The sequence below is a fragment of the Streptomyces sp. NPDC002926 genome (assembly GCF_053591755.1).
On record NZ_JBSFUK010000009.1, the window covers coordinates 145850 to 166008 of the forward strand.

Here is a 20159-nt window from a genome sequence, read left to right on the forward strand (position 1 = left end):
CCGGCCCGGCGCGAGGCCGCAACCCAGTCCATCCCAGAGGAGAGGCGGCATGCCATGGCGGACTTCGTCGGCGCAGTGGACCAGGGAACCACCAGCTCACGTTTCATGATCTTCGACCACGACGGGAACGAAGTCGCGAAGCACCAGCTGGAGCACGCTCAGATACTCCCGCGCTCGGGGTGGGTCGAGCACGACCCGGTGGAGATCTGGGAACGCACCAACTCGGTGATACAGAACGCCCTGCGGCACGGGAACCTGTCCGCGTCCGACCTGGCGGCGATCGGCATCACCAACCAGCGCGAGACAACCGTTGTCTGGGACCCCCGCACCGGCCGCCCCTACTACAACGCCATTGTCTGGCAGGACACCCGCACCGATTCCATCGCGGCCGCCCTGGAACGGTCGGGGCAGGGCGATGTCATCCGCCGCAAGGCGGGGCTGCCGCCGGCCACCTACTTCTCCGGCGGCAAGATCCAGTGGATTCTGGAGAATGTCGACGGAGTGCGCGAGGCGGCGGAGAAGGGCCATGCCCTCTTCGGCAACACGGACTGCTGGGTCCTGTGGAACCTCACCGGCGGCCCCGACGGCGGCATCCACGCCACCGACGTGACCAACGCGAGCCGCACGATGCTGATGAACCTGGAGACCCTCGACTGGGACGACGAGCTGCTGGGTTTCTTCGACGTTCCCCGGGCGATGCTGCCCACCATCAGCCCGTCCTCCCACCGGGAGGCATTCGGCGAGACCCGTTCCTCCCGGCCGCTGCGCACCGCCATCCCCATCACCGGGGTGCTCGGCGACCAGCAGGCGGCAACCGTCGGGCAGGTCTGCTACGCGCCGGGCGAAGCCAAGAACACCTACGGCACCGGCAACTTCCTGGTGCTCAACACCGGCACCGAACTGGTCCGCTCACAGCACGGCCTGCTCACCACCGTGGCGTACCAGTTCGGCGACAGCCCGGCGATCTACGCCCTGGAGGGCTCCATCGCGGTCACCGGGTCCGCGGTGCAGTGGCTGCGCGACCAGATGAAGATCATCAACGATGCCGCCGAGAGCGAGCGTCTCGCCCGTACCGTCGACGACAACGGAGGCATGTACTTCGTCCCCGCGTTCTCCGGCCTGTTCGCCCCGTACTGGCGCTCCGACGCCCGCGGCGCGATCGTCGGCCTCGCGCGGTACAACAACAACGGCCACCTGGCGCGGGCCACCCTGGAAGCCATCTGCTACCAGAGTCGCGACGTGGTGGAGGCCATGGAGCAGGACTCCGGCGTCCACCTGGACGTGCTCAAGGTCGACGGCGGCGTGACGGCCAACGACCTGTGCATGCAGATCCAGGCCGATGTCCTCGGCGTACCGGTCAGCCGCCCGGTCGTCGCCGAGACCACCGCGCTCGGTGCCGCCTACGCGGCCGGTCTGGCCACCGGCTTCTGGCGGGACGCCGACGAGCTGCGCACCCACTGGCAGGAGTCCAAGCGGTGGGAGCCCGCGTGGTCCGAGGAGCAGCGCGCGGAAGGCTACGAGGGCTGGAAGAAGGCGGTCGAGCGCACACTCGACTGGGCCAAGGTCGAGTAGGCCTCCGCCGGGGGCGCCCATCCGGGGCGCCCCCGGTCACGCGCGGCGCGCGACCGCAGCACGAGGAGGAAACCGATGGCGAATCCGGTGGCTCTCTCTCCCGAGGCACGCGCGGAGGCCCTCGTTCGGATGGGGGAGGGCGAGCTGGACGTCCTCGTCGTCGGTGGCGGTGTCGTGGGCACCGGGGCAGCCCTCGACGCCGCCACCCGGGGCCTGAGCGTCGGCCTCGTCGAAGCCCGGGACTGGGCCTCGGGCACATCCAGCCGCTCCAGCAAGCTGATTCACGGCGGCCTGCGCTACCTCGAGATGCTGGACTTCCGGCTGGTCGCCGAAGCCCTCAAGGAGCGAGGACTGCTCCTCCAGCTCCTGGCCCCGCATCTGGTGCGGCCGGTGTCGTTCCTCTACCCGCTGCAGCACCGGTTCCGGGAGCGTCCGTACGTCGGCGCGGGCGTGCTGCTCTACGACGTCATGGCCGCGGCCTCCGGCACCTCCAGCGGCCTGCCCCGTCACCGTCACCTGCTCAAGCGCCAGGCTCTGCGCGAGGCGCCCGCTCTGCGCTCCGACGCCCTGGTCGGCGCGATCCTGTACTGGGACGCCCAGGTCGACGACGCCCGGCACACCATGTTCCTCGCGCGCACGGCAGCCGCCTACGGGGCGCTGGCCGCCAACCGCACCCGCGTCAGCCGCTTCCTGCGTCAGGGCGAGCGGGTGGTGGGAGCCGTGGTCAGGGACCTGGAGACCGGCGACGAGACCGAGGTGCGGGCCAAGCAGGTCATCAACGCGACCGGTGTGTGGACCGACGACACCCAGGCCATGGCCGGCACCCGGGGCCAGTTCCACGTCCGCGCCTCCAAGGGCGTGCATCTGCTGGTGCCGCGTGACCGGATCATCTCCCGCACCGGACTGATACTTCGCACCGAGAAGAGCGTGCTGTTCGTCATCCCCTGGGGGCGGCACTGGATCATCGGGACCACCGACACCGACTGGACCCTGGACAAGGCTCATCCCGCGCTGAGTTCCAGGGACGTCAGTTACCTGCTGGATCATGTCAACCGTGTTCTGGCCACACCGCTGGCCGCAGAGGACGTCGAGGGCGTCTACGCCGGTCTTCGGCCGCTCCTCTCCGGCGAGGCCGCGGAGACCAGCAAGCTGTCCAGGGAGCACCTGGTCGCGCACCCGGTTCCCGGGCTCGTCGTGGTGGCCGGCGGTAAGTACACGACCTATCGCGTTATGGCCAAGGACGCGGTCGACGAGGCGGCCCGCGGTCTGGACGAGAAGGTGGCCCCCTGCGTCACGCAGCGCGTTCCGCTGCTCGGCGCCGACGGCTATCCGGCCCTGTGGAACTCCCGGCACAAACTCGCCAAGCGCTCCGGGCTGCATGTCGCCCGCATCGAGCACCTGCTGAACCGCTACGGCTCCCTGCTGCACGAGCTGCTCGCCATGGTCGCGGCCGACCCCTCGCTCGGTGAGCCGTTGCCGAGTTCCGACGACTATCTGCGCGTCGAGGCCGTCTACGCGGTGACCCATGAGGGGGCCCGCCATGTGGAGGATGTGCTCGCCCGGCGCACCCGGATCTCGATCGAGTCCTGGGACCGCGGAGTGGACGCGGCGCGTACCGTCGCCGACCTCATGGCACCTCATTTGGGGTGGGACCGGGCGCGCCGGGACCGCGAGGTCGACCACTACCTGAAGCGGGTGGCGGCCGAACGCGAGGCTCAGCAGCAGCCGGACGACCAGACGGCCGACGCGGTACGGCTCGGCGCCCCCGACATCATCCCGGTGCGCTGAGCGTCCCGGTGTGCTGAGAGGGTGTGGTGCCCCCGGCTCGCGGGTTGCCGACGCTCCGCGGGCGTCAGCGCGCGGCTGTGTCCGGCCGGTGCCGCAACCGCTGCCGGACGATGTCGTTCATGGTGCGTAGGCTCGCCCGCAACCGACGCAGCCGGTTCCGACGGCCCGCCCACCTGTTCGCTGACCTCGACACCGACGAGGATTGCCGGAGCGCACGTGCGCTCTGGCAATCCACTGGCGTCGGCCGGGGAAACGCCGCAGTTGCCCGGCCGACGGCAGGGTCGTGAACCGCACGGCCACGGCCGCGTCGCGGATCGTGAGCGGTCGAAAATGCCAGAAGATCAGGCCCTGGACGCGGATAGCATGCGGACGTATGACGTTCACCCACCGCCGTAGTGGCGTGCCCGAGAAGCCCAGCCTTGAAGGGCTGGAAGAAAAGTGGTCTCGACGGTGGGACGAGCAGGGCGTATTCGTCTTCGATCGCTCCAAGACGCGTGACCAGGTGTTCTCCATCGACACCCCGCCACCTACTGTCAGCGGCTCCTTGCACGTCGGGCACGTCTTCTCCTACACGCACACCGACGCGATCGCCCGCTATCAGCGAATGCTCGGCAAGGAAGTCTTCTACCCCATGGGGTGGGACGACAACGGACTGCCGACCGAGCGGCGCGTCCAGAACTACTTCGGCGTCCGTTGCGACCCGGCACTCCCGTACGACCCCGGCTTCACCCCGCCGGCCAAGTCCGGCAAGCAGCAGATCCCGATCTCCCGGCGTAACTTCATCGAGCTGTGCGAGCGGCTGACCGTCGAGGACGAGCGGGCATTCGAGGACTTGTGGCGCCGGCTGGGCCTGTCGGTGGACTGGACAAGGACGTACCAGACCATCGATGGCGAAGCCCGCGCGACTTCGCAGCTCGCCTTCCTGAACAACCTCATGCGCGGCGAGGCCTATATGGCGGAGGCCCCGACGCTGTGGGATGTCACCTTCCGTACGGCCGTCGCCCAGGCCGAAGTTGAGGACCGTGAACGCCCTGCCGCCTTCCACCGGCTGGCCTTTCACCGCGCCGATGGCGCCAAGGTCATGATCGAGACGACCCGTCCCGAGCTGCTGCCCGCCTGTGTGGCACTGGTCGCGCATCCCGATGACGAGCGGTACCAGGACCTCTTCGGCTCCACCGTGCGTACCCCGGTCTTCGGCGTCGAGGTGCCCGTCGTCGCGCACAAGCTCGCCGACCCGGAGAAGGGCTCGGGAATCGCCATGGTGTGCACCTTCGGCGACACCACCGACGTGACGTGGTGGCGCGAGCTACAGCTGGCGACCCGTCCGGTGATCGGCTGGGACGGACGCTTCGCTGCTGAGCCGCCCGCCGGCCTGGACTCGGTGCAGGCACGCGCCGCCTACGAGCAACTGGCCGGTGCCACGGCGTACACAGCGCGGGAGCGCATCGTGGCGATGCTGCGTACCGGCTGCGAGATGGAGGGCGAGCCCCGCCCGATCACGCATGCGGTGAAGTTCTTCGAGAAGGGCGAGAAGCCGCTCGAGATCGTCACCACCCGTCAGTGGTATCTGCGCAATGGCGGCCGGGACGTCCCCCTGCGCCGGGAACTCCTTCAGCGGGGCAATGAACTGAACTGGCACCCGCAGCACATGAGGGTGCGGTACGAGAACTGGGTCAGCGGACTCAACGGCGACTGGCTCGTCAGTCGGCAGCGGTTCTTCGGCGTGCCCATCCCGCTCTGGTATCCGCTCGACGGGGAGGGCAGTCCGGCATACGACAGGCCCATCGTTCCGGACTCGGCGCTGCTGCCCGTCGATCCCAGCGCCGAGCCGCCTGCCGGGTATGCGGAAGAGCTGCGTGGCAAGCCGGACGGCTTCATCGGTGACCCCGACGTCATGGACACCTGGGCGACTTCCTCACTCACCCCGCAGATCGCCGGCCGTCGGCTGAAGGACCCCGATCTGTTCGAGCGGGTCTTCCCGATGGACATGCGGCCGCAGGCGCACGAGATCATCCGCACCTGGCTGTTCTCCACCGTCGTTCGCGCACACGCCGAGCACGGTGTGCTGCCTTGGAAGCACGCCACGATCTCGGGGTGGATCCTCGACCCGGACCGCAAGAAGATGTCGAAGTCCACGGGAAATGTGGTCACCCCGGCCGATCTGCTCGTCCGGCACGGCTCCGACGCCGTCCGCTACTGGGCGGCCTGCGGGCGGCCCGGCACCGACACCGCCTTCGATATCGGGCAGATGAAGGTCGGCCGCCGCCTCGCGATGAAGATCCTCAACGCCGGCAAGTTCGTCCTGGGCTTCGGTGACGCGCCCGAAGCGGCAGAGGTGACGGAGCCGCTGGACCGGGCGATGCTCGCCGAGCTCGCGGCGACCGTTGACGAAGCCACCGACGCGTTCGAAGACTTCAATTACGCGCGCGCCCTGGAGTGTACGGAGCAGTTCTTCTGGCGCTTCTGCGACGACTACCTCGAGCTGGTGAAGGCCCGAGCCTACGGCGAGCAGGACGACGCGACGGGTACTCAATCGGCCCGAGCGGCGCTGAGGACGGCTCTGGACACATTGCTGCGCCTGTTCGCTCCTGTTCTGCCCTTCGTCACGGAAGAGGTTTGGTCGTGGTGGATGCAGGGTTCCGTCCACCGTGCGGGCTGGCCTTCCGCGGAGAAGATCCGACAACTTGCCGACGGCGCGGACGGTGAGCTGCTGTCGACCGCGTCCAAGGTCATCGCGGCGGTCCGCAAGGCCAAGTCGGAGGCGCAGGTGTCCATGCGTGCCGATGTGGCGAAGGCAACCATCACAGGCTCCCGCGCGGACCTCGACCGATTCTCACTGGTCGATTCCGATGTACGTGCTGCCGGCCGGATCGGTGTCGTGGAGCAGGAGCCGGGTGACGGCACACTCGCCGTGAAGGTCAGCCTCTGACCGGACGCGGCGTACGGTGATGCCGCTCGCGTGTCCGTCCGCGGCGTCGACAGAGGGAGTCCGCCGAGCATGTCGCAACCAACTCCGGCCGATGTGGGCCACGCCCCGGTCGTGGTCAGCAATGTCGTCGGCTCCTTCGCCTGGGGCGTGCTCCATGACCGGCACCCTGCGCTGATCGAGCGCGTACGCCAGGCGACCGCCTATCCCGCGGAACAGCAGCACGCGCTGGATGCCCTGCTGCGCGAGACCGCCGAGGGAGGTGTCGTCGAGGCTCTCGACGACACCGAACCGGATGCCGCTCAGTGGAGGCAGTGGGGCGAGGGCCATATCGGGCGTCGCTGGGCGGACGTACCGTTCCTCTGGGCGGAGAGCTACTTCTACCGAAAGCTGCTGGCCGCGCTGGGCTACTTCGCTCCCGGGCCGTGGAAGGGCATCGACCCGTTCGCACCCTTCAAACGCGCCGAGCTCATGGGCGCGACCCTGGACGCCGAGCTCGCTGCCCTCGACGAGATCCCCCGTCTTCCGGCAGTGCAGCGGGACACCACGCTGCTGCACGCGTCACTTTGGGGGAACAGGGCCGACCTCGGTTTCCAACTGTCCGCCGGTGACTCCGGTTTGGGAGAGCGCGCGACAGGGCTCGTCGTGGACGACACGGCGGCGTTCTGGAACCTGCTGGACGGCCGACGTCCGGGAAAGGTGTGCCTGGTCGCCGACAATGCCGGACCGGAGCTGCTGCCCGATCTGGTTCTCGCCGACCATCTGCTCACCACGGACCGCGCCTCGTCGGTGAGCCTGCACATCAAGCCGTATCCGTACTACGTCTCCGACGCCACCACCTCCGACGTGCTCGACTGTCTGGCACGGATGTCCACGGCCCCCGGACAGGCATCGGAGATCGCTGAGCGGCTGCGGCAGGCGGTGAGCGGCGGACGTCTCGTCCTGCGCAGCCATCCATTCGCGTGCGCGCCATTCCCGTACCCGGACATGCCGGTCGGGCTCGGGGAGGACTTCGCCTCCGCCGCTGTGACCGTCATGAAGGGCGACCTGAACTACCGCCGGCTCGTCGGCGACCGCCACTGGCCTGCCACCACGCCCTTCGCGGAAGTCACCGCGTACTTCCCCGGACCGGTCGCCGCGCTGCGGACACTGAAGTCCGACGTCATCACCGGGCTCGCCCCACATACGCAGGCGGAGCTGGAAACGACAGGCAGTGCCTGGCGGACCAGCGGTACGCACGCGCTCGTCCAGGTCAGGACGTGACGCCGCGCCACCGGACACGGAACCGAAGGGTCCGGGGCTGTTGCGCGGCGGGCGGGACCGCGGGCAGGGGCGCCGTTCAGCCCAGCGCCCGGTCGAGGTTGAAGGCCGCGCTGATCAGCCCCAGATGCGTGAACGCCTGCGGGAAATTGCCCCTCTGCTCGCCCGTGCGGCCGATCTCTTCGGCGTACAGGCCGAGGTGGTTGGCGTAGGTGAGCATCTTCTCGAAGGCCAGCTGGGCCTCTTCCAGGCGCCCGGCGCGGCTGAGCGCCTCGACGTACCAGAAGGAGCAGATCGAGAACGTGCCCTCCTCGCCCCGCAGCCCGTCCGGGCTGGCCTGCGGGTCGTAGCGGTAGACGAGCGAGTCGGAGACCAGTTCCTCGCCCAGCGCGTCCAGTGTGGAGAGCCATTTCGGGTCGGTCGGGGAGATGAACTTGGCCAGCGGCATCATCAGTACGGAGGCGTCGAGGACATTGCCGTCAAGATGCTGGACGAACGCGTTCCGCTCGGCCGACCAGCCGCGCCGCATGATCTGCCGGTAGATCGTGTCGCGTGTCCCGGCCCAGCGCACCATGTCGGCCGGCAACCCCCGGCGCTGCGCCATCCGCATCGCCCTTTCGATCGCCACCCAGCACATCAGCCGCGAGTAGAGGAAGTCCTTGCGCCCGCCCCGGGTCTCCCAGATGCCCTCGTCGGGCTTGTCCCAGTTCTCGCAGACCCAGTCGACCAGATCACAGACGGTGTCCCAGTGCGCGCTGGAGATCGGCTCCCTCCACTTGTCGTAGAGGTAGACCGAGTCGATGAGTGCGCCATAGATGTCCAGTTGCAACTGGCCGACGGCGTCGTTGCCGACGCGCACGGGGCCGGAGCCCCGATAGCCCTCGAGATGGGGCAGCTCGCGCTCGGGCAGCTCGCAACGGCCGTCGATGCCGTACATGATCTGCAGTGGGCCCGTGCTGGGGTCCGAGAGGTAGAGGTGCTCGGTCATGAACTTCATGAAGGCCTGGGCTTCGTCGGTGAAGCCCAGCCGGAGCAGCGCGTAGACGCAGAAAGCCGCGTCGCGGATCCAGGCGTACCGGTAGTCCCAGTTCCGTTCGCCGCCGATCTGCTCGGGCAGGCTCGTCGTCGGCGCGGCCACGATGGCGCCGGTCGGTGCGTAGGTGAGCAGTTTGAGCGTCAGCGCGGAGCGGTGGACCATCTCGCGCCAGCGGCCGCGGTAACGCGACCTGGACAGCCATCGCCGCCAGTACCGCACGGTGGCCTCGAACAATTCCTCCGCCTCGGCGACGGCACAACGCCGCGGGGTCACCTCGCCCCCGACCTGGTCGAGCGCGAAGACAGCGCTCTCACCTTCGTGCAGCTTGAACAGTGACCATGCGTCCCGGCCGTCGTTCTCGACCGCCACGCTCGACGTCAGCGCAAGGGCGAGCGAGGCCGACTCGAAAACCGGGCAGCCGTGCTCGGTACGGATGGTGTGCGGGTCGGCTCCGTAGCCGAAGCGGGGTGACACGTAGGCATGGAAGGGCAGTGATCCGCGGACGCAGACCACCCTGCGGATCAGCCGGTGCCGGTCGGCCTCGCGCGAGTCGTCGACGATCGGCATGAAGTCCTGGATCTCGCCCACCCCGTCCTCCGCGAAGAAGCGGGTGATGAGCACGTTGGTGTCGGGGAAATAGAACTGCTTCGTGCGGGTCGGCACATCAGGGGCGAGCTCGAAGGAGCCGCCCTTCTCGGCGTCGAGGATCGAGGCGAAGACGCTGGGCGCGTCGAAACGGCCGCAGCAGTACCAGTCGATCGTGCCGTTCGTCCCCACCAGCGCGGCACTGCGCAGATCCCCGATCAGCCCGTGCTCGGAGAGCGGCAGATACCGGGGAGCGCCGATGCTCCCCGGGCCTCGAGCCACATCGGGGACTTCTTCGGTCCTTCGAGCCTCAGCCTCAGCAGTCATGGATCCTCCCTCTGCTGTGGCGGTTCCATGCGCTTATATCTCCGCATTTCATACTAAGACGTACAAGGCTGCGCCAACCATGGCAGGGGTGGCGCAGCCCCTGGACCTGGGCGGACCGCGAGCACGCCGAGACCCGCGTGGCCCAGGAAGGCGCCGTGGGCGCCGTGGACGATGCCGTTCGGCTCGGGACGCTCTCGGTTTCCGGCGGCGCCGTCCTGGTCACCTGGGCCGACGTCCTGATCACCTAGACTCGGCGGATGGCGAAGTACTTCGACGTGCACCCCGAGAATCCCCAGCGGCGCACCATCAGCAGTGTGGCTGACAGCATCCGATCCGGCGCGCTCGTCGTGTACCCGACGGACTCCTGCTACGCGCTGGGAAGCCAGTTGGGCAGTCGTGACGGCATCAGCCGGATCCGGTCGATCCGGAACCTCGACGATCGTCACCACTTCACCCTCGTGTGCCAGAACTTCGCGCAGCTGGGTCAGTTCGTGCACGTCGACAACGACGTGTTCCGCGCGATCAAGGCAGCGACACCCGGCAGTTACACCTTCATCCTTCCCGCGACGAAGGAGGTGCCGCGCCAGCTGCTGCACCCGAAGAAGAAGACGGTCGGAGTCCGGATTCCTGACCATGCCGTCGCTCAGGCCCTACTCGCCGAACTCGGTGAGCCGCTGCTCTCCAGCACGCTGATCCTGCCCGACGAGGACGAGCCGATGACACAGGGCTGGGAGATCAAGGAACGGCTCGACCACGTCGTGGACATCGTGGTCGACTCGGGCGACTGCGGCACCGAGCCGACCACGGTCATCGACTTCTCCGGCGGCGAACCCGAGATCGTACGCCGCGGGGCGGGCGACACCGCGCGGTTCGAGTAGCCGCGTCGATCGCGTCACCAGGTGCCGGGCCCGGGCGTGCGCCCAGGCGTCCGGCCTGCGCAGTGTTCGGCGGGGCCGGGCGCACCCGTGCGATCGGCGTGCTCCGGCGGCGTCGGTCCCGGGACGAGCCCAGGAAAGTCGTCAAGCAGCGCGGGCGACACTGTCATCAGCCACTGACACCCGCCTCAGGGAATCGCAGCGAAGCAGAAACAGCTCCCGCTCGAAGCGGCCCAGCCGGCCCATATGCACGGAAGCAGTCCATGCGCGCCGCAGCTCCGTCCCGGCCGCCGGGGTGAGCCGTGTCTCACCCTGGCAGTGCGCCTTGTCTATGCAACGAGTTGCATAGAAGGATCGGGGCATGGCGCTCGAACACGCGATCCTCGTCTCTCTGCTGGAGAAGCCGGGCTCCGGCTATGAGCTGGCCCGGCGGTTCGACCGGTCCATCGGTTACTTCTGGACCGCCACCCACCAGCAGATCTACCGCGTACTCAAGCGCATGGAGAGCGACGGCTGGATCGACGTCCGCGAGGTGCCCCAGCAGGCCCGGCCGGACAAGAAGGAGTACTCGGTCGCCGCGCCCGGCCGGGCCGCCCTCTCCCAGTGGCTGCACGAGCCGATCGAACCCGAGAGCGTGCGGCACGACCTCGCCGTGAAGATCCGCGGCGCGGCCTTCGACGACCCGGCCGCGCTGATCCGCGAGGTCGAGCGGCACCACCAGGCGCACACCTCCCGCCTCGCGCACTATCTCGCGGGGGAGCTGCGTGACTTCACCGGACCCGAGGCCCCCGGAACGACCGACGCCGGACAGGAGCTCCAGCACGTCGTGCTGCGCGGCGGTATCGCGTACGAGCGGATGACGCTCGCCTGGCTCGACGACGTACTCGCCACCCTCCACCGCCTCGGCCCCGATCGCTGATCCGGCGCCGGCAAACCGCCCGCCTGCCCCGACGACGACCTGACCCGCCCTCACGTACCTGAAGCTCTCCGGAGCGCATCCCTCAACCCCCGAGCCGGAAAGGCGAACACCCATGGCCGACCCGCTGTTGTTCAACCCGCGTACCTACGACCCGGCACACTTCGACCCCGAGACCCGCAGGCTGCTGCGCGCCACCGTCGACTGGTTCGAGGACCGCGGCAAGCGCAAGCTGATCGAGGACTACCGCTCCCGTGCCTGGCTGGCGGACTTCCTCGCGTTCTCCGCCAAGGAAGGGCTGTTCGCCACCTTCCTGACCCCGGCATCCGCCGCCGAGGGGCAGCAGGACAAGCGGTGGGACACCGCCCGGATCGCCGCCCTCAACGAGATCTTCGGCTTCTACGGCCTGGACTACTGGTACGCGTGGCAGGTCACCATCCTCGGTCTCGGACCGGTCTGGCAGAGCGACAACGCCGCCGCTCGCACCCGTGCGGCGGAACTCCTCGCCCAGGGTGAGGTGTTCGCCTTCGGTCTGTCGGAGAAGGCCCACGGCGCCGACATCTACTCCACCGACATGCTGCTGGAGCCCGACGGTGACGGCGGCTTCCGGGCCGGCGGCTCCAAGTACTACATCGGCAACGGCAATACGGCCGGGCTCGTCTCGGTCTTCGGCCGCCGCACCGACATCGAGGGCCCCGACGGCTATGTCTTCTTCGCCGCCGACAGCCGCCACCCGGCGTACCACCTTGTGAAGAACGTCGTCGACTCCTCGAAGTACGTCAGTGAGTTCCGCCTCGACAACTACCCGGTCGGCGCCGACGACGTACTGCACACCGGCCGCGCCGCGTTCGACGCCGCCCTCAACACTGTCAACGTCGGCAAGTTCAACCTCTGCACCGCCTCGATAGGCATCTGCGAGCACGCGATGTACGAGGCCGTCACCCACGCGCACAACCGCATCCTCTACGGCCGCCCCGTCACCGCCTTCCCGCACGTGCGCCGCGAGCTGACCGACGCGTACGTCCGTCTCGTCGGGATGAAGCTGTTCAGCGACCGGGCCGTCGACTATTTCCGGTCCGCCGGCCCCGACGACCGCCGCTACCTGCTGTTCAACCCGATGACAAAGATGAAGGTGACCACCGAGGGCGAGAAGGTCATCGACCTGATGTGGGACGTCATCGCCGCCAAGGGCTTCGAGAAGGACACCTACTTCGCCCAGGCCGCCTCCGAGATCCGGGGGCTCCCGAAGCTCGAGGGCACGGTCCACGTCAACCTGGCGCTGATCCTCAAGTTCATGCGCAACCATCTGCTGGACCCGGCCGAATACGCGCCCGTGCCGACCCGCCTCGACGCGGCCGACGACGCCTTCCTCTTCCACCAGGGACCGGCCCGCGGCCTGGGCTCCGTGCGCTTCCACGACTGGCGCACCGCCTACGACGCCTATGCCACCGTGCCCAACGTCGGCCGCTTCCGTGAGCAGGCGGACGCCCTGTGCGAGTTCGTCACCACCGCGGCCCCCGGCGAGGAGCAGAGCCGCGACCTCGATCTCCTTCTCGCCGTCGGGCAGTTGTTCGCGCTGGTGGTGCACGGCCAGCTGATCCTGGAACAGGCACGCCTGACCGGGCTCGAGGAGGACGTGCTCGACGAACTGTTCTCCGTCCTCGTACGCGACTTCTCCGCGCACGCCGTCGAGCTGTACGGCAAGGACTCCGCCACGGCGGAACAGCAGCGCTGGGCGCTGGGCGCGGTCCGGCGTCCCGTCGTCGACGAAGCGCGTTCGGCGCGAGTCTGGGAGCGCGTCGAGGCACTGTCCGGGGCGTACGAGATGGCGCCGTAACCAACGGAGCAGACGGCCTGTCCGCCCGCGCCGGGGCCCGCGGGCTCAGCCGCCGTCCACGTGCGTCGGCGACTGCCGCCGGGGCCCACTGCCGTCGGTGACCGCCCGCTCGGACCGCGGGAAGCCATGGTGCTTCCCGCGGCTCCGAGCCGGGCAGTCAGGCCCCTGGCCGAGAGGCGTACGAGGCGGTGCCGTGGAGAGCACCGGCCACCGCGGCCCCCGGGTTCATGGGTGCTCACTCCAGGCCGTCGTGTGAGCCGACGCGGCTACGGGCACGGGTGCTCCACGCCCTTCGGCCCCCACGTCGTGCGTTTGTCGCCGCGCGCCACCGTGCCGCACAGCAGCTCGGTCGCCGGGCCGCCGCTGCTGCCCCGGAGCACCGCGAGCAGCTTGTCCTCCGTCAGCCGTCCCCCGCCCGCCGCCCCGTGCGCGTCGATACGGCCGGTGGCGCCGTCGAACCCTCCGCCGCCCAGGCCCTGGTAGAGCACGCCTTGCAGCAGCCCGCGGTCGAGGCGGTCGTCATGCCCTCCGGTGGTGCGCCAGGCCTGGTCGATGCCTTCGGCGAGATAGCGCAACGCGTCCCAGGCGAGCGCGACATGGCCGTCCTCGCGCATGGCTTTCGTCCTGGCGCTGTGGTCGCCGCCGTACGCGCGGTCGTAGGCGGCGAGGAAGGCCGCGGCCTCCGGGCTCCGTGCCGCCAGCGTGGGGGCGTAGCCGTGCGAGACGTAGAAAAGGGTGAGGCCCTTGAAGTCGTCCCAGGGGCGCTGCTCTTCCGTCAACGTGTTGGTGACGTCGTCGCCGCCGAGCACGCTGATCTTCGGGCAGTCGCCGGAGATACGGGCGATCTCGGCCAGGAACAGCTGGAACTGGCTGGCTCGCGCCGACCACACCACCGCTGTCCGCGGCTCCTCACGCACGGTACGGCAGACCTCGCGGGCCAGGTCCTCCACGGTCGGCACGGGCCGCCCGCCGAGCGCACCCGGCACCGGTCCCGGTTCCGGTGCGTCGGTCGGGGTGTAGAGGAGTACGTCGGTACGCCCCGGCCCGTACGAGGCACGGAAGGACGCGGCAAGGCTGTTGCTGTACGCGTCGGTGGCGTCGGCGACGAGACTCACCCGCTTTGCCTTCTGCCCGCCCGTGGTCATCCCGGCGCTCGACGCGAACGCTGCCATCAGCTCGGCGGCCCGCGCATCAGTGGCGGCCGTCTGGTAGTAGTGCTCGCCCTGGCCCAGGAGTTCATCCGCGGTGCCCGAGGTGCCGACCATCGGAATACCGGCCTTGTCGAGGGTGCGTATGGCGTCGTACGTATTGCGGCGGCTCTGCCCGAAACCGACGACGCCCGCGATGGACGGATCGCGCGCGGCGAGCTCCGCGATCCGGTCGGCGACGGCGGGCGCGTCCTTGAAGCGGTCACCCGCGTTGGCGGCGAGCACCCGCAGCGGGACGCGCTCGCCCGAACGCAGCGCCTGGGCGTTGATGTGCTGCTGCGCCAGCGCGATGCCGCGCAGCTCCGCCAGCGTGCCGCCGCGCACCGGGTCCTCGGCGTCCTTGCCACCGGTGAGCGGGCCGAAGTAGACGATGGTGCGGAGACCGGGGCGCGGGTCGTCGCCGGGCCGGCCCGCGAGCTCCTTGTCGACCGCCTCGTTCTGCCGCTCGATCTGCTGGAGCACGGACTGTACGGCCTGCTCACTGGGCTCCTTGCCGAAGCCGGCCGCGCCTTCGGCGACACCGACGCACTGCCCGTCCGTGCCGAGGAAGGTGGAGCCCTGGCAGGGGTCGTCCTTGTCGCGGCTCCCGATGTCCGGTACGAGGAACAGGACGGCGGCGAGTGCGAGCGCGAGCGTTCCGATGCCGAGCACTCCGGCCACCTCGGCCCCGGGCCCCCAGTGCGGAGACGGCGTCACCAGCGTGGGCCAGCGGCCGAGCCAGTACACCGCCGCCTGGTCGTCCTCGGGTCCCTCAGCCACCGGCACGACGATGCCGGTCGGCTGACCCGGCGACATCCCGCGCCGCTCAATATTGATCAGCTCGGCGCCGGCGTGGGCGAGGCCCGAGGCATCGATGTCGGGGATGCGCGACGCCAGCGAACGTACGCCGCCCGCCACCGCGAACACAGAGGTGCAGCGCAAGTCCTCCATGGCGGAGCGGAGTTCACGCAGGAAGCGCTGGACGCGCGAGTCGGCGGGCCCTGCCTCGTCGAAGAGAAGCACGAAGCGGGAGCCGCGGCGTCGCCGCCACGGGTTGAAGAGACGGGTCCGGCACGCCTGGTCGAGGTCGGCGAGCAGCGCGTGCATCAGCACTCGGTCCATACGCTCCGGCTCATTGGCGGGCTCGCCGTGCACGAGGTCGAGCGCGGAGCGGAAGAAGTCGGTGGGCGGGCTGCCGTGCTGACGGCGCACCCATTCCGCGTACCAGCTGCGGCTGCGAGCCCGCCCCAGCATGCGCCGGTTGGCGCGCCAGCCGTAGAAGGCGCGCGGCAGGCGCTGGAACAGCGGGCCTGCGATGAAGTTCCACAGCAGCTCGAGCAGCGTGCCACCGCTGGCCTGGTCGCGGCCGCCGAGCCACCACAGGGTCTGGGCGGTACGGGACCAGTTGCGGTGCTCCGCGTAGCAGTGGTTGCGCAGCTCGGCGTGGCGGCGCTCCATGAGTCCCTCGACGGCGGGCGCGGTGACGACCGAGCGCAGCAACCGGTAGCTGTGCAGCCGTAGTTCACCGGTGCCGGGCGGCATGGTCTCGGCGAGCTGAAGGGTCAGATGCTCGAAGAGTTCGAGCGGCGGCGGGTCGGTCCCGTCCGGGATCTGCGGGATGTACGCGTGCGGGGCGAGGACCTCGCTGCGGCCGCGCATCCGTGAGCGCAGCCCTGTGACGATCTGGCGCCCGGCATTGCCGCTGCCCGGCTCACTGAGCAGGACGACCGGCACCCTGCTGCGCCTGCGCCGCGGCTGCACCACCAATTTGTCGAACGCGTCGATGAAGCGCTCGACGCCTGGATAGGCCGGAATGCGGCATTGCGGATCCCCCGCGGTCATGAGCAAGCCCCCCTTGTTCCCCCTGAGAAGCAAGGGTTATTCCCATCAACTGCCATAGGCAAGCGTGGTGTTGGATCACATGCCAGCCACAATTGTTGCCGGGGGTGTTCCCGTCCTCGGCAACCTGAAGCGCTCGCGCGCCCGGACGTGCCGCGACACCCTTGCCGGTGCGGAATATGCGGCCCTGGGGCACGTCGGGGCCGTCAGCGCGCGCCCTGCTGCGGCTGCTGAAGCCAGTCCCTGTAGTGCGTGGGGGCAAGGTCGGCGTCCTCCGGCGCGGTCAGCACGTCTCCGGTGACCACGGCGAACATGCCCGCCTGGTCGTCGGTGACCACGTGGCGGCCGTCCGGGCGTGCGGCCAGGGTGATCCGGCCCAGCTCATCGAGGGGGAAGATGTCGGGGCCCGCGACATTGCGGATGCCCTGCAACGGGGTGCCGCAGGCGGCCCTCACGACCGCCGCGGCGACGTCGGAGGCGGCGATCGGCTGCACGGGGGTGGAAGGCAGCCGGACGGTGTCCCCGTCGGTCGTCATGGCCAGGATCGGTTCGACGAACTCGGAGAACTGCGTGGCGCGCACGATCGAGTACGGCGTGGGCGCGTTCTCGAGGACGTTCTCCTGAGCGACCTTGGCCCGGTAGTAGTCGAGCTGCGGCACTTGGTCCACGCCGACGATCGAGAGAATCACATGATGGCGGACACCGGCCGCCTCCGCCGCGACCGCGATGTTGTTCATCGACGTTTCGAAGAAGTCGATGGAAGTCTCGTCGAACACGGGGGAGTTCGTCAGGTTGATCACCGTATCGGCGCTCTCGAGAACCTGGGCCAGGCCCTTGCCGCTGATCACGTCGACTCCGGTGGACAGCGATGCGGGTACGACGTCGTGGCCGTCCGCTGTCAGCCGTTCGACCACCTGTGTGCCGATCCGGCCGCTTCCCCCGAGGACTGTGAACTTCATGGCGCACCCTTCGTCGAGCGTTCCGTTCCCGAGAGCGTCCGGGCGGATTCTCCGACCCGTTGCGTGCGGCGGCCGTGGGCACGAATCGAACCGGCGCACTCACCGAGCGTACGGGGCCGCGAGCGGCGTCGGTTCGGCGCTGCCTGCCGTGCCGTGCCGGACGGCGGTCGGCATCTTTGTGCCCACGGAGCGCAACGCACCGCCTTCGATCACCGTACCCCCACGACTGCTGAGCCGCGCGAACCGGATCACGCACCTCCAGTCCTGGGCAGGTCCGTGTGGGGTACGTCCTTCGCCCGCCTTCAGCACTGAGCTCGGCGCGGCTCGTTTCGCCGGATCCGCCGTCCCGGAGCGCCCCCGCCCGCGTTCTGGCAGACCGAAGCTGCTCAGCGCAGTACGGCCGCCAGCAGGTCGGCGCCGAGGGCCGTCAGATCGGGAAGATTGAGGGTGTAACGAACATAACGACCGTGCCGCCGGGCCGTGAGCAGGCCCGCGCGGCGCAGGACAGCGAGGTGGCGGGAAACCTCCGGGGGTGAAAGTTCCCAGGCGTGGGCCAGCTCACCTGTGGTGTGCGGGCCGCGGGCCAGGGTGCGCAGCAGCCGCAGCCGTACCGGATGTGCGAGTGCCTCCAGCCGTCGTGTGACCGTTTCCAGCGATACCGGCTCCGATGGACTCGGCTCGGCCACGGGGTACTGCACCACCGGCCGCCACCCGGGCGCGTGGACCGCCACCAGGTGCGGGCGGCCGAAGACGCTGGGGATGAAGGTGACCCCGATGCCCTGGGCGGTGGTCGCCTTGTCCTGCAGCTTGTCCACGATGATGCAGTCGCCGTCCGGTGCCAGGGTGACCGCGCCGGAGACCGATGCGAGTGCCGCCCCGATTCCCTGGCGCTTCAGCAGGTCGTTCTTCAGGCGCAGGTCGGTGGCGAGCTGCACGGCGACGCCCGCCCAGGCGGCGTCGAAGAAGGCCTCGGCGCACTGTTCGAGGGTGTGGCGCACCCGCGCCCGCACGGCGCCCGGGTCCGCGAGCAGCCGTTCCGCGAAGGCCTCTTGCCGCGCGCCGCGGGCCTGTGCCAGGTCCAGGGCCCGCTCGCGCGCAGTCGCGTCGGCGAGCGGCGACGGCGCGCCGAAGTGGACCCGGCTGCTGCCGCACGTGGTGACGAGCGCGGCGGTCACATACGTTTCGTCGTCGATCCGGTCCACGTCGTCCAACTCCTCGTCGAGGGTCGGCCGAGGTCGGGCGGGGATGAGGAAGTCGGCTTGTGAGGAACGCCAGAGGAACTCCGCCTCCCGCAACCGCTCGACCAGCTCAGGCCGCAGACCGGCCCAGACATCCCCGGCCCAGCCGGCGAGCTGCGGATGATGCCCGGGTTCGGCAAGCACGTGCAGCATCGCGGTCAGCTCGGCCAGCGGGGAGGCGGCGAACCGCAGTCGCTCGGACGGCAGGCCGCTGATGTCGATCCTCAACGTCACCCCCTCAGCATCCCTGACCGGATGGCCGGCGGCTGCGTCGATTGACGGTGTCCGTCAACCGACGCACCCCGGCCCGGCGGCCGAACGGACCGTTGACGCCATGGCAACCACCAAGATCCAGCCTCGCGCCCTCGTCCGTGCCTCGGGAGGCCCCCGCTATGCCGTCGCCCTGGCCGTGGACGCGCTCGGCACCGGCCTGCTGCGGCCCTTTCTGCTGCTCTACGGGGTGACGGTGCTGAGACTGTCCGCGCCGGCCACCGGCATCGCCATGACGGTCGGCGTCGTCATGGGTCTGGTGTGCATGCCGGCGGTGGGCCGATGGCTGGACCGGGGCGCACGCAGCACGGTCGTGGCAGCGTCGATGCTGGTGCGGGTGCTTGGCGTGGCGCTGCTGCTGGCCACCCCGGCGGGGCACGTCTGGCCGTTCGCAACGGCGGCGCTCTTCCTCGGCATCGGCAACCAGGCATGGCCCGCCGCCCACGCAGCTCTCGTGGCCACGGTCGCCCACGGCCGGGAACGCGACACCGCTCTCGCGGGAGGCCGCGCCCTGCGCAACGCCGGCCTGGGCGCGGGCGCGCTCCTCGCCACCGCGTGCCTGGCGGGCGGCACCACCGCATTGCAGGCGCTGGCAGCCGTCACCGGGCTCGCCTATCTCGCTGCGGCGGCCTTGGCGTGGTCGGTCCACCTGCACGCGCATCCGGCCGCTGCCCCTGCCAAGGACAGGGCCGACGGGCCCGCACCCCGGATGCGCGCGCTGCTGGCCGCCAACGTGGTCTACGCGTTCTGCCTCAACGTCCCCGAAATCGCGCTCCCGCTGGTCCTGGTGACACAGTTGCACGCATCCCCGGTGTGGTCGGCAGCCATCTTCGTGGCCAACACGGTGCTGGTGGTCACCCTGCAGGTTCCGGTCACCGTCCTGATGTCCCGCTTCTCCCGGCGGAGCGTGCTGGCTCTCGCCGGCGTGGTACTCGCCGCGTCCTACCTCGGCTTCCTCGCGGCCACCTCACTGGGGCACGGCTGGGGTGCCCCGGCCGTTGCCACGGTGTCCGTGGTCTGCACCATCGGCGAGATCATCTATGCCGGCAGCGCCACCGCGCTCGTCGCCGCCCTCGCCCCGGCCCATGTCCTGGGACGCGCCCTCGCCCGCTTCGAGCTCTCCACGGGCTTCGGCCTCGCCGTCTCCCCGGCGGTCATCACCGCTCTCGCACCCCACGGCCCGGCTGCCCTCTGGGGGAGCCTCGCCGGTGCGACGCTCCTCTCCGCCTCCGCCGTTGCCACCGAGAAGGACCAAGGAACGCGGCTCAGCGGTTGCTGCCGCCGGGCGAGAGCAGGCTCGTGAGCTCGGCAGGCGCCTCCGGCGACGGCTTGAAGCAGCGGCAGGACGTTCTCCGGCCGTGACGGAGGAGGGGCTCGTCGGAGTCCCCAGACGTGTCGTCAAGCTGCGAGTTGGATACGGGCAGCGCGCAACTTGTGACGCATGCCAGTACTGCGAACTTAGTCACTCGACCGCCGGTAAGGGGTGCGCGCAACCACCTGGGTGCTGTCGGGCAACGGCGCCATGCGCAACCGCCCTGTGACGT

General features: G+C 69.7%; 12 protein-coding genes. 8 read left to right on the forward strand and 4 right to left on the reverse strand.

All coding sequences use genetic code 11. The features are described 5' to 3' along the window. Nucleotides 1-54 precede the first annotated feature (54 nt). From glpK to ACWDZ6_RS17575, 4 genes are all read left to right on the forward strand, one after another. Entirely contained in the window at nt 55-1572 is a 1518-nt protein-coding gene (glpK, locus tag ACWDZ6_RS17560; RefSeq protein ID WP_389176432.1) for a glycerol kinase GlpK, read from the forward strand. A gap of 75 nt (nt 1573-1647) precedes the next feature. Further along, nucleotides 1648-3360 (forward strand): glycerol-3-phosphate dehydrogenase/oxidase, encoded by a 1713-nt coding sequence (locus tag ACWDZ6_RS17565; protein ID WP_366729804.1) that lies wholly within the window; start codon nt 1648-1650, stop codon nt 3358-3360. A gap of 373 nt (nt 3361-3733) precedes the next feature. Beyond that, a complete protein-coding gene (valS, locus tag ACWDZ6_RS17570) occupies nt 3734-6289 on the forward strand; it encodes a valine--tRNA ligase (RefSeq protein WP_451503570.1) in 2556 nt (851 codons plus the stop codon). A gap of 69 nt (nt 6290-6358) precedes the next feature. Continuing rightward, entirely contained in the window at nt 6359-7549 is a 1191-nt protein-coding gene (locus ACWDZ6_RS17575) for a damage-control phosphatase ARMT1 family protein (protein WP_451503571.1), read from the forward strand. Between the two features lie 76 nt (nt 7550-7625). On the opposite strand, the gene ACWDZ6_RS17580 is transcribed toward ACWDZ6_RS17575, so the two are convergent. Continuing rightward, entirely contained in the window at nt 7626-9494 is a 1869-nt protein-coding gene (locus tag ACWDZ6_RS17580) for a glycoside hydrolase family 15 protein (protein ID WP_451503572.1), read from the reverse strand. A gap of 257 nt (nt 9495-9751) precedes the next feature. On the opposite strand from ACWDZ6_RS17580, the gene ACWDZ6_RS17585 reads away from it, so the two are divergent. From ACWDZ6_RS17585 to ACWDZ6_RS17595, 3 genes are all read left to right on the forward strand, one after another. Next, a complete protein-coding gene (locus ACWDZ6_RS17585; RefSeq protein WP_366729808.1) occupies nt 9752-10372 on the forward strand; it encodes an L-threonylcarbamoyladenylate synthase in 621 nt (206 codons plus the stop codon). A gap of 358 nt (nt 10373-10730) precedes the next feature. Continuing rightward, nucleotides 10731-11288, forward strand: a complete 558-nt coding sequence (locus ACWDZ6_RS17590; protein WP_351445928.1) for a PadR family transcriptional regulator — start codon at nt 10731-10733, stop codon at nt 11286-11288. A gap of 112 nt (nt 11289-11400) precedes the next feature. After that, nucleotides 11401-13122: an acyl-CoA dehydrogenase family protein gene (locus ACWDZ6_RS17595; protein ID WP_451503573.1), complete on the forward strand. Its 1722-nt coding sequence runs from the start codon at nt 11401-11403 to the stop codon at nt 13120-13122. Between the two features lie 266 nt (nt 13123-13388). Here ACWDZ6_RS17595 and ACWDZ6_RS17600 read toward each other — a convergent pair whose 3' ends face one another. The 3 genes from ACWDZ6_RS17600 to ACWDZ6_RS17610 form a co-directional block, all read right to left on the reverse strand. After that, entirely contained in the window at nt 13389-16151 is a 2763-nt protein-coding gene (locus ACWDZ6_RS17600; protein WP_451503574.1) for an ABC transporter substrate-binding protein, read from the reverse strand. A 203-nt stretch (nt 16152-16354) separates the two neighbouring features. Then, nucleotides 16355-17107, reverse strand: a complete 753-nt coding sequence (locus ACWDZ6_RS17605) for an SDR family oxidoreductase (protein WP_451503575.1) — start codon at nt 17105-17107, stop codon at nt 16355-16357. A 386-nt stretch (nt 17108-17493) separates the two neighbouring features. Next, nucleotides 17494-18579, reverse strand: a complete 1086-nt coding sequence (locus ACWDZ6_RS17610) for a DUF5937 family protein (protein WP_451503576.1) — start codon at nt 18577-18579, stop codon at nt 17494-17496. Between the two features lie 100 nt (nt 18580-18679). Here ACWDZ6_RS17610 and ACWDZ6_RS17615 point away from each other — a divergent pair, with 100 nt between their 5' ends. Continuing rightward, nucleotides 18680-19918: an MFS transporter gene (locus tag ACWDZ6_RS17615; RefSeq protein WP_451503577.1), complete on the forward strand. Its 1239-nt coding sequence runs from the start codon at nt 18680-18682 to the stop codon at nt 19916-19918. The last annotated feature ends 241 nt before the right edge of the window (nt 19919-20159 follow it).

Excerpts from the sequence above, each read along its gene's own strand:
- glpK (WP_389176432.1), top strand. The coding sequence starts at position 55 with ATGGCGGACTTCGTCGGCGCAGTGGACCAGGGAACCACCAGCTCACGT.
- ACWDZ6_RS17565 (WP_366729804.1), top strand. The coding sequence starts at position 1,648 with ATGGCGAATCCGGTGGCTCTCTCTCCCGAGGCACGCGCGGAGGCCCTC.
- valS (WP_451503570.1), top strand. The coding sequence starts at position 3,734 with ATGACGTTCACCCACCGCCGTAGTGGCGTGCCCGAGAAGCCCAGCCTT.
- ACWDZ6_RS17575 (WP_451503571.1), top strand. The coding sequence starts at position 6,359 with ATGTCGCAACCAACTCCGGCCGATGTGGGCCACGCCCCGGTCGTGGTC.
- ACWDZ6_RS17580 (WP_451503572.1), bottom strand. The coding sequence starts at position 9,494 with ATGACTGCTGAGGCTGAGGCTCGAAGGACCGAAGAAGTCCCCGATGTG.
- ACWDZ6_RS17585 (WP_366729808.1), top strand. The coding sequence starts at position 9,752 with ATGGCGAAGTACTTCGACGTGCACCCCGAGAATCCCCAGCGGCGCACC.
- ACWDZ6_RS17590 (WP_351445928.1), top strand. The coding sequence starts at position 10,731 with ATGGCGCTCGAACACGCGATCCTCGTCTCTCTGCTGGAGAAGCCGGGC.
- ACWDZ6_RS17595 (WP_451503573.1), top strand. The coding sequence starts at position 11,401 with ATGGCCGACCCGCTGTTGTTCAACCCGCGTACCTACGACCCGGCACAC.
- ACWDZ6_RS17600 (WP_451503574.1), bottom strand. The coding sequence starts at position 16,151 with ATGACCGCGGGGGATCCGCAATGCCGCATTCCGGCCTATCCAGGCGTC.
- ACWDZ6_RS17605 (WP_451503575.1), bottom strand. The coding sequence starts at position 17,107 with ATGAAGTTCACAGTCCTCGGGGGAAGCGGCCGGATCGGCACACAGGTG.
- ACWDZ6_RS17615 (WP_451503577.1), top strand. The coding sequence starts at position 18,680 with ATGGCAACCACCAAGATCCAGCCTCGCGCCCTCGTCCGTGCCTCGGGA.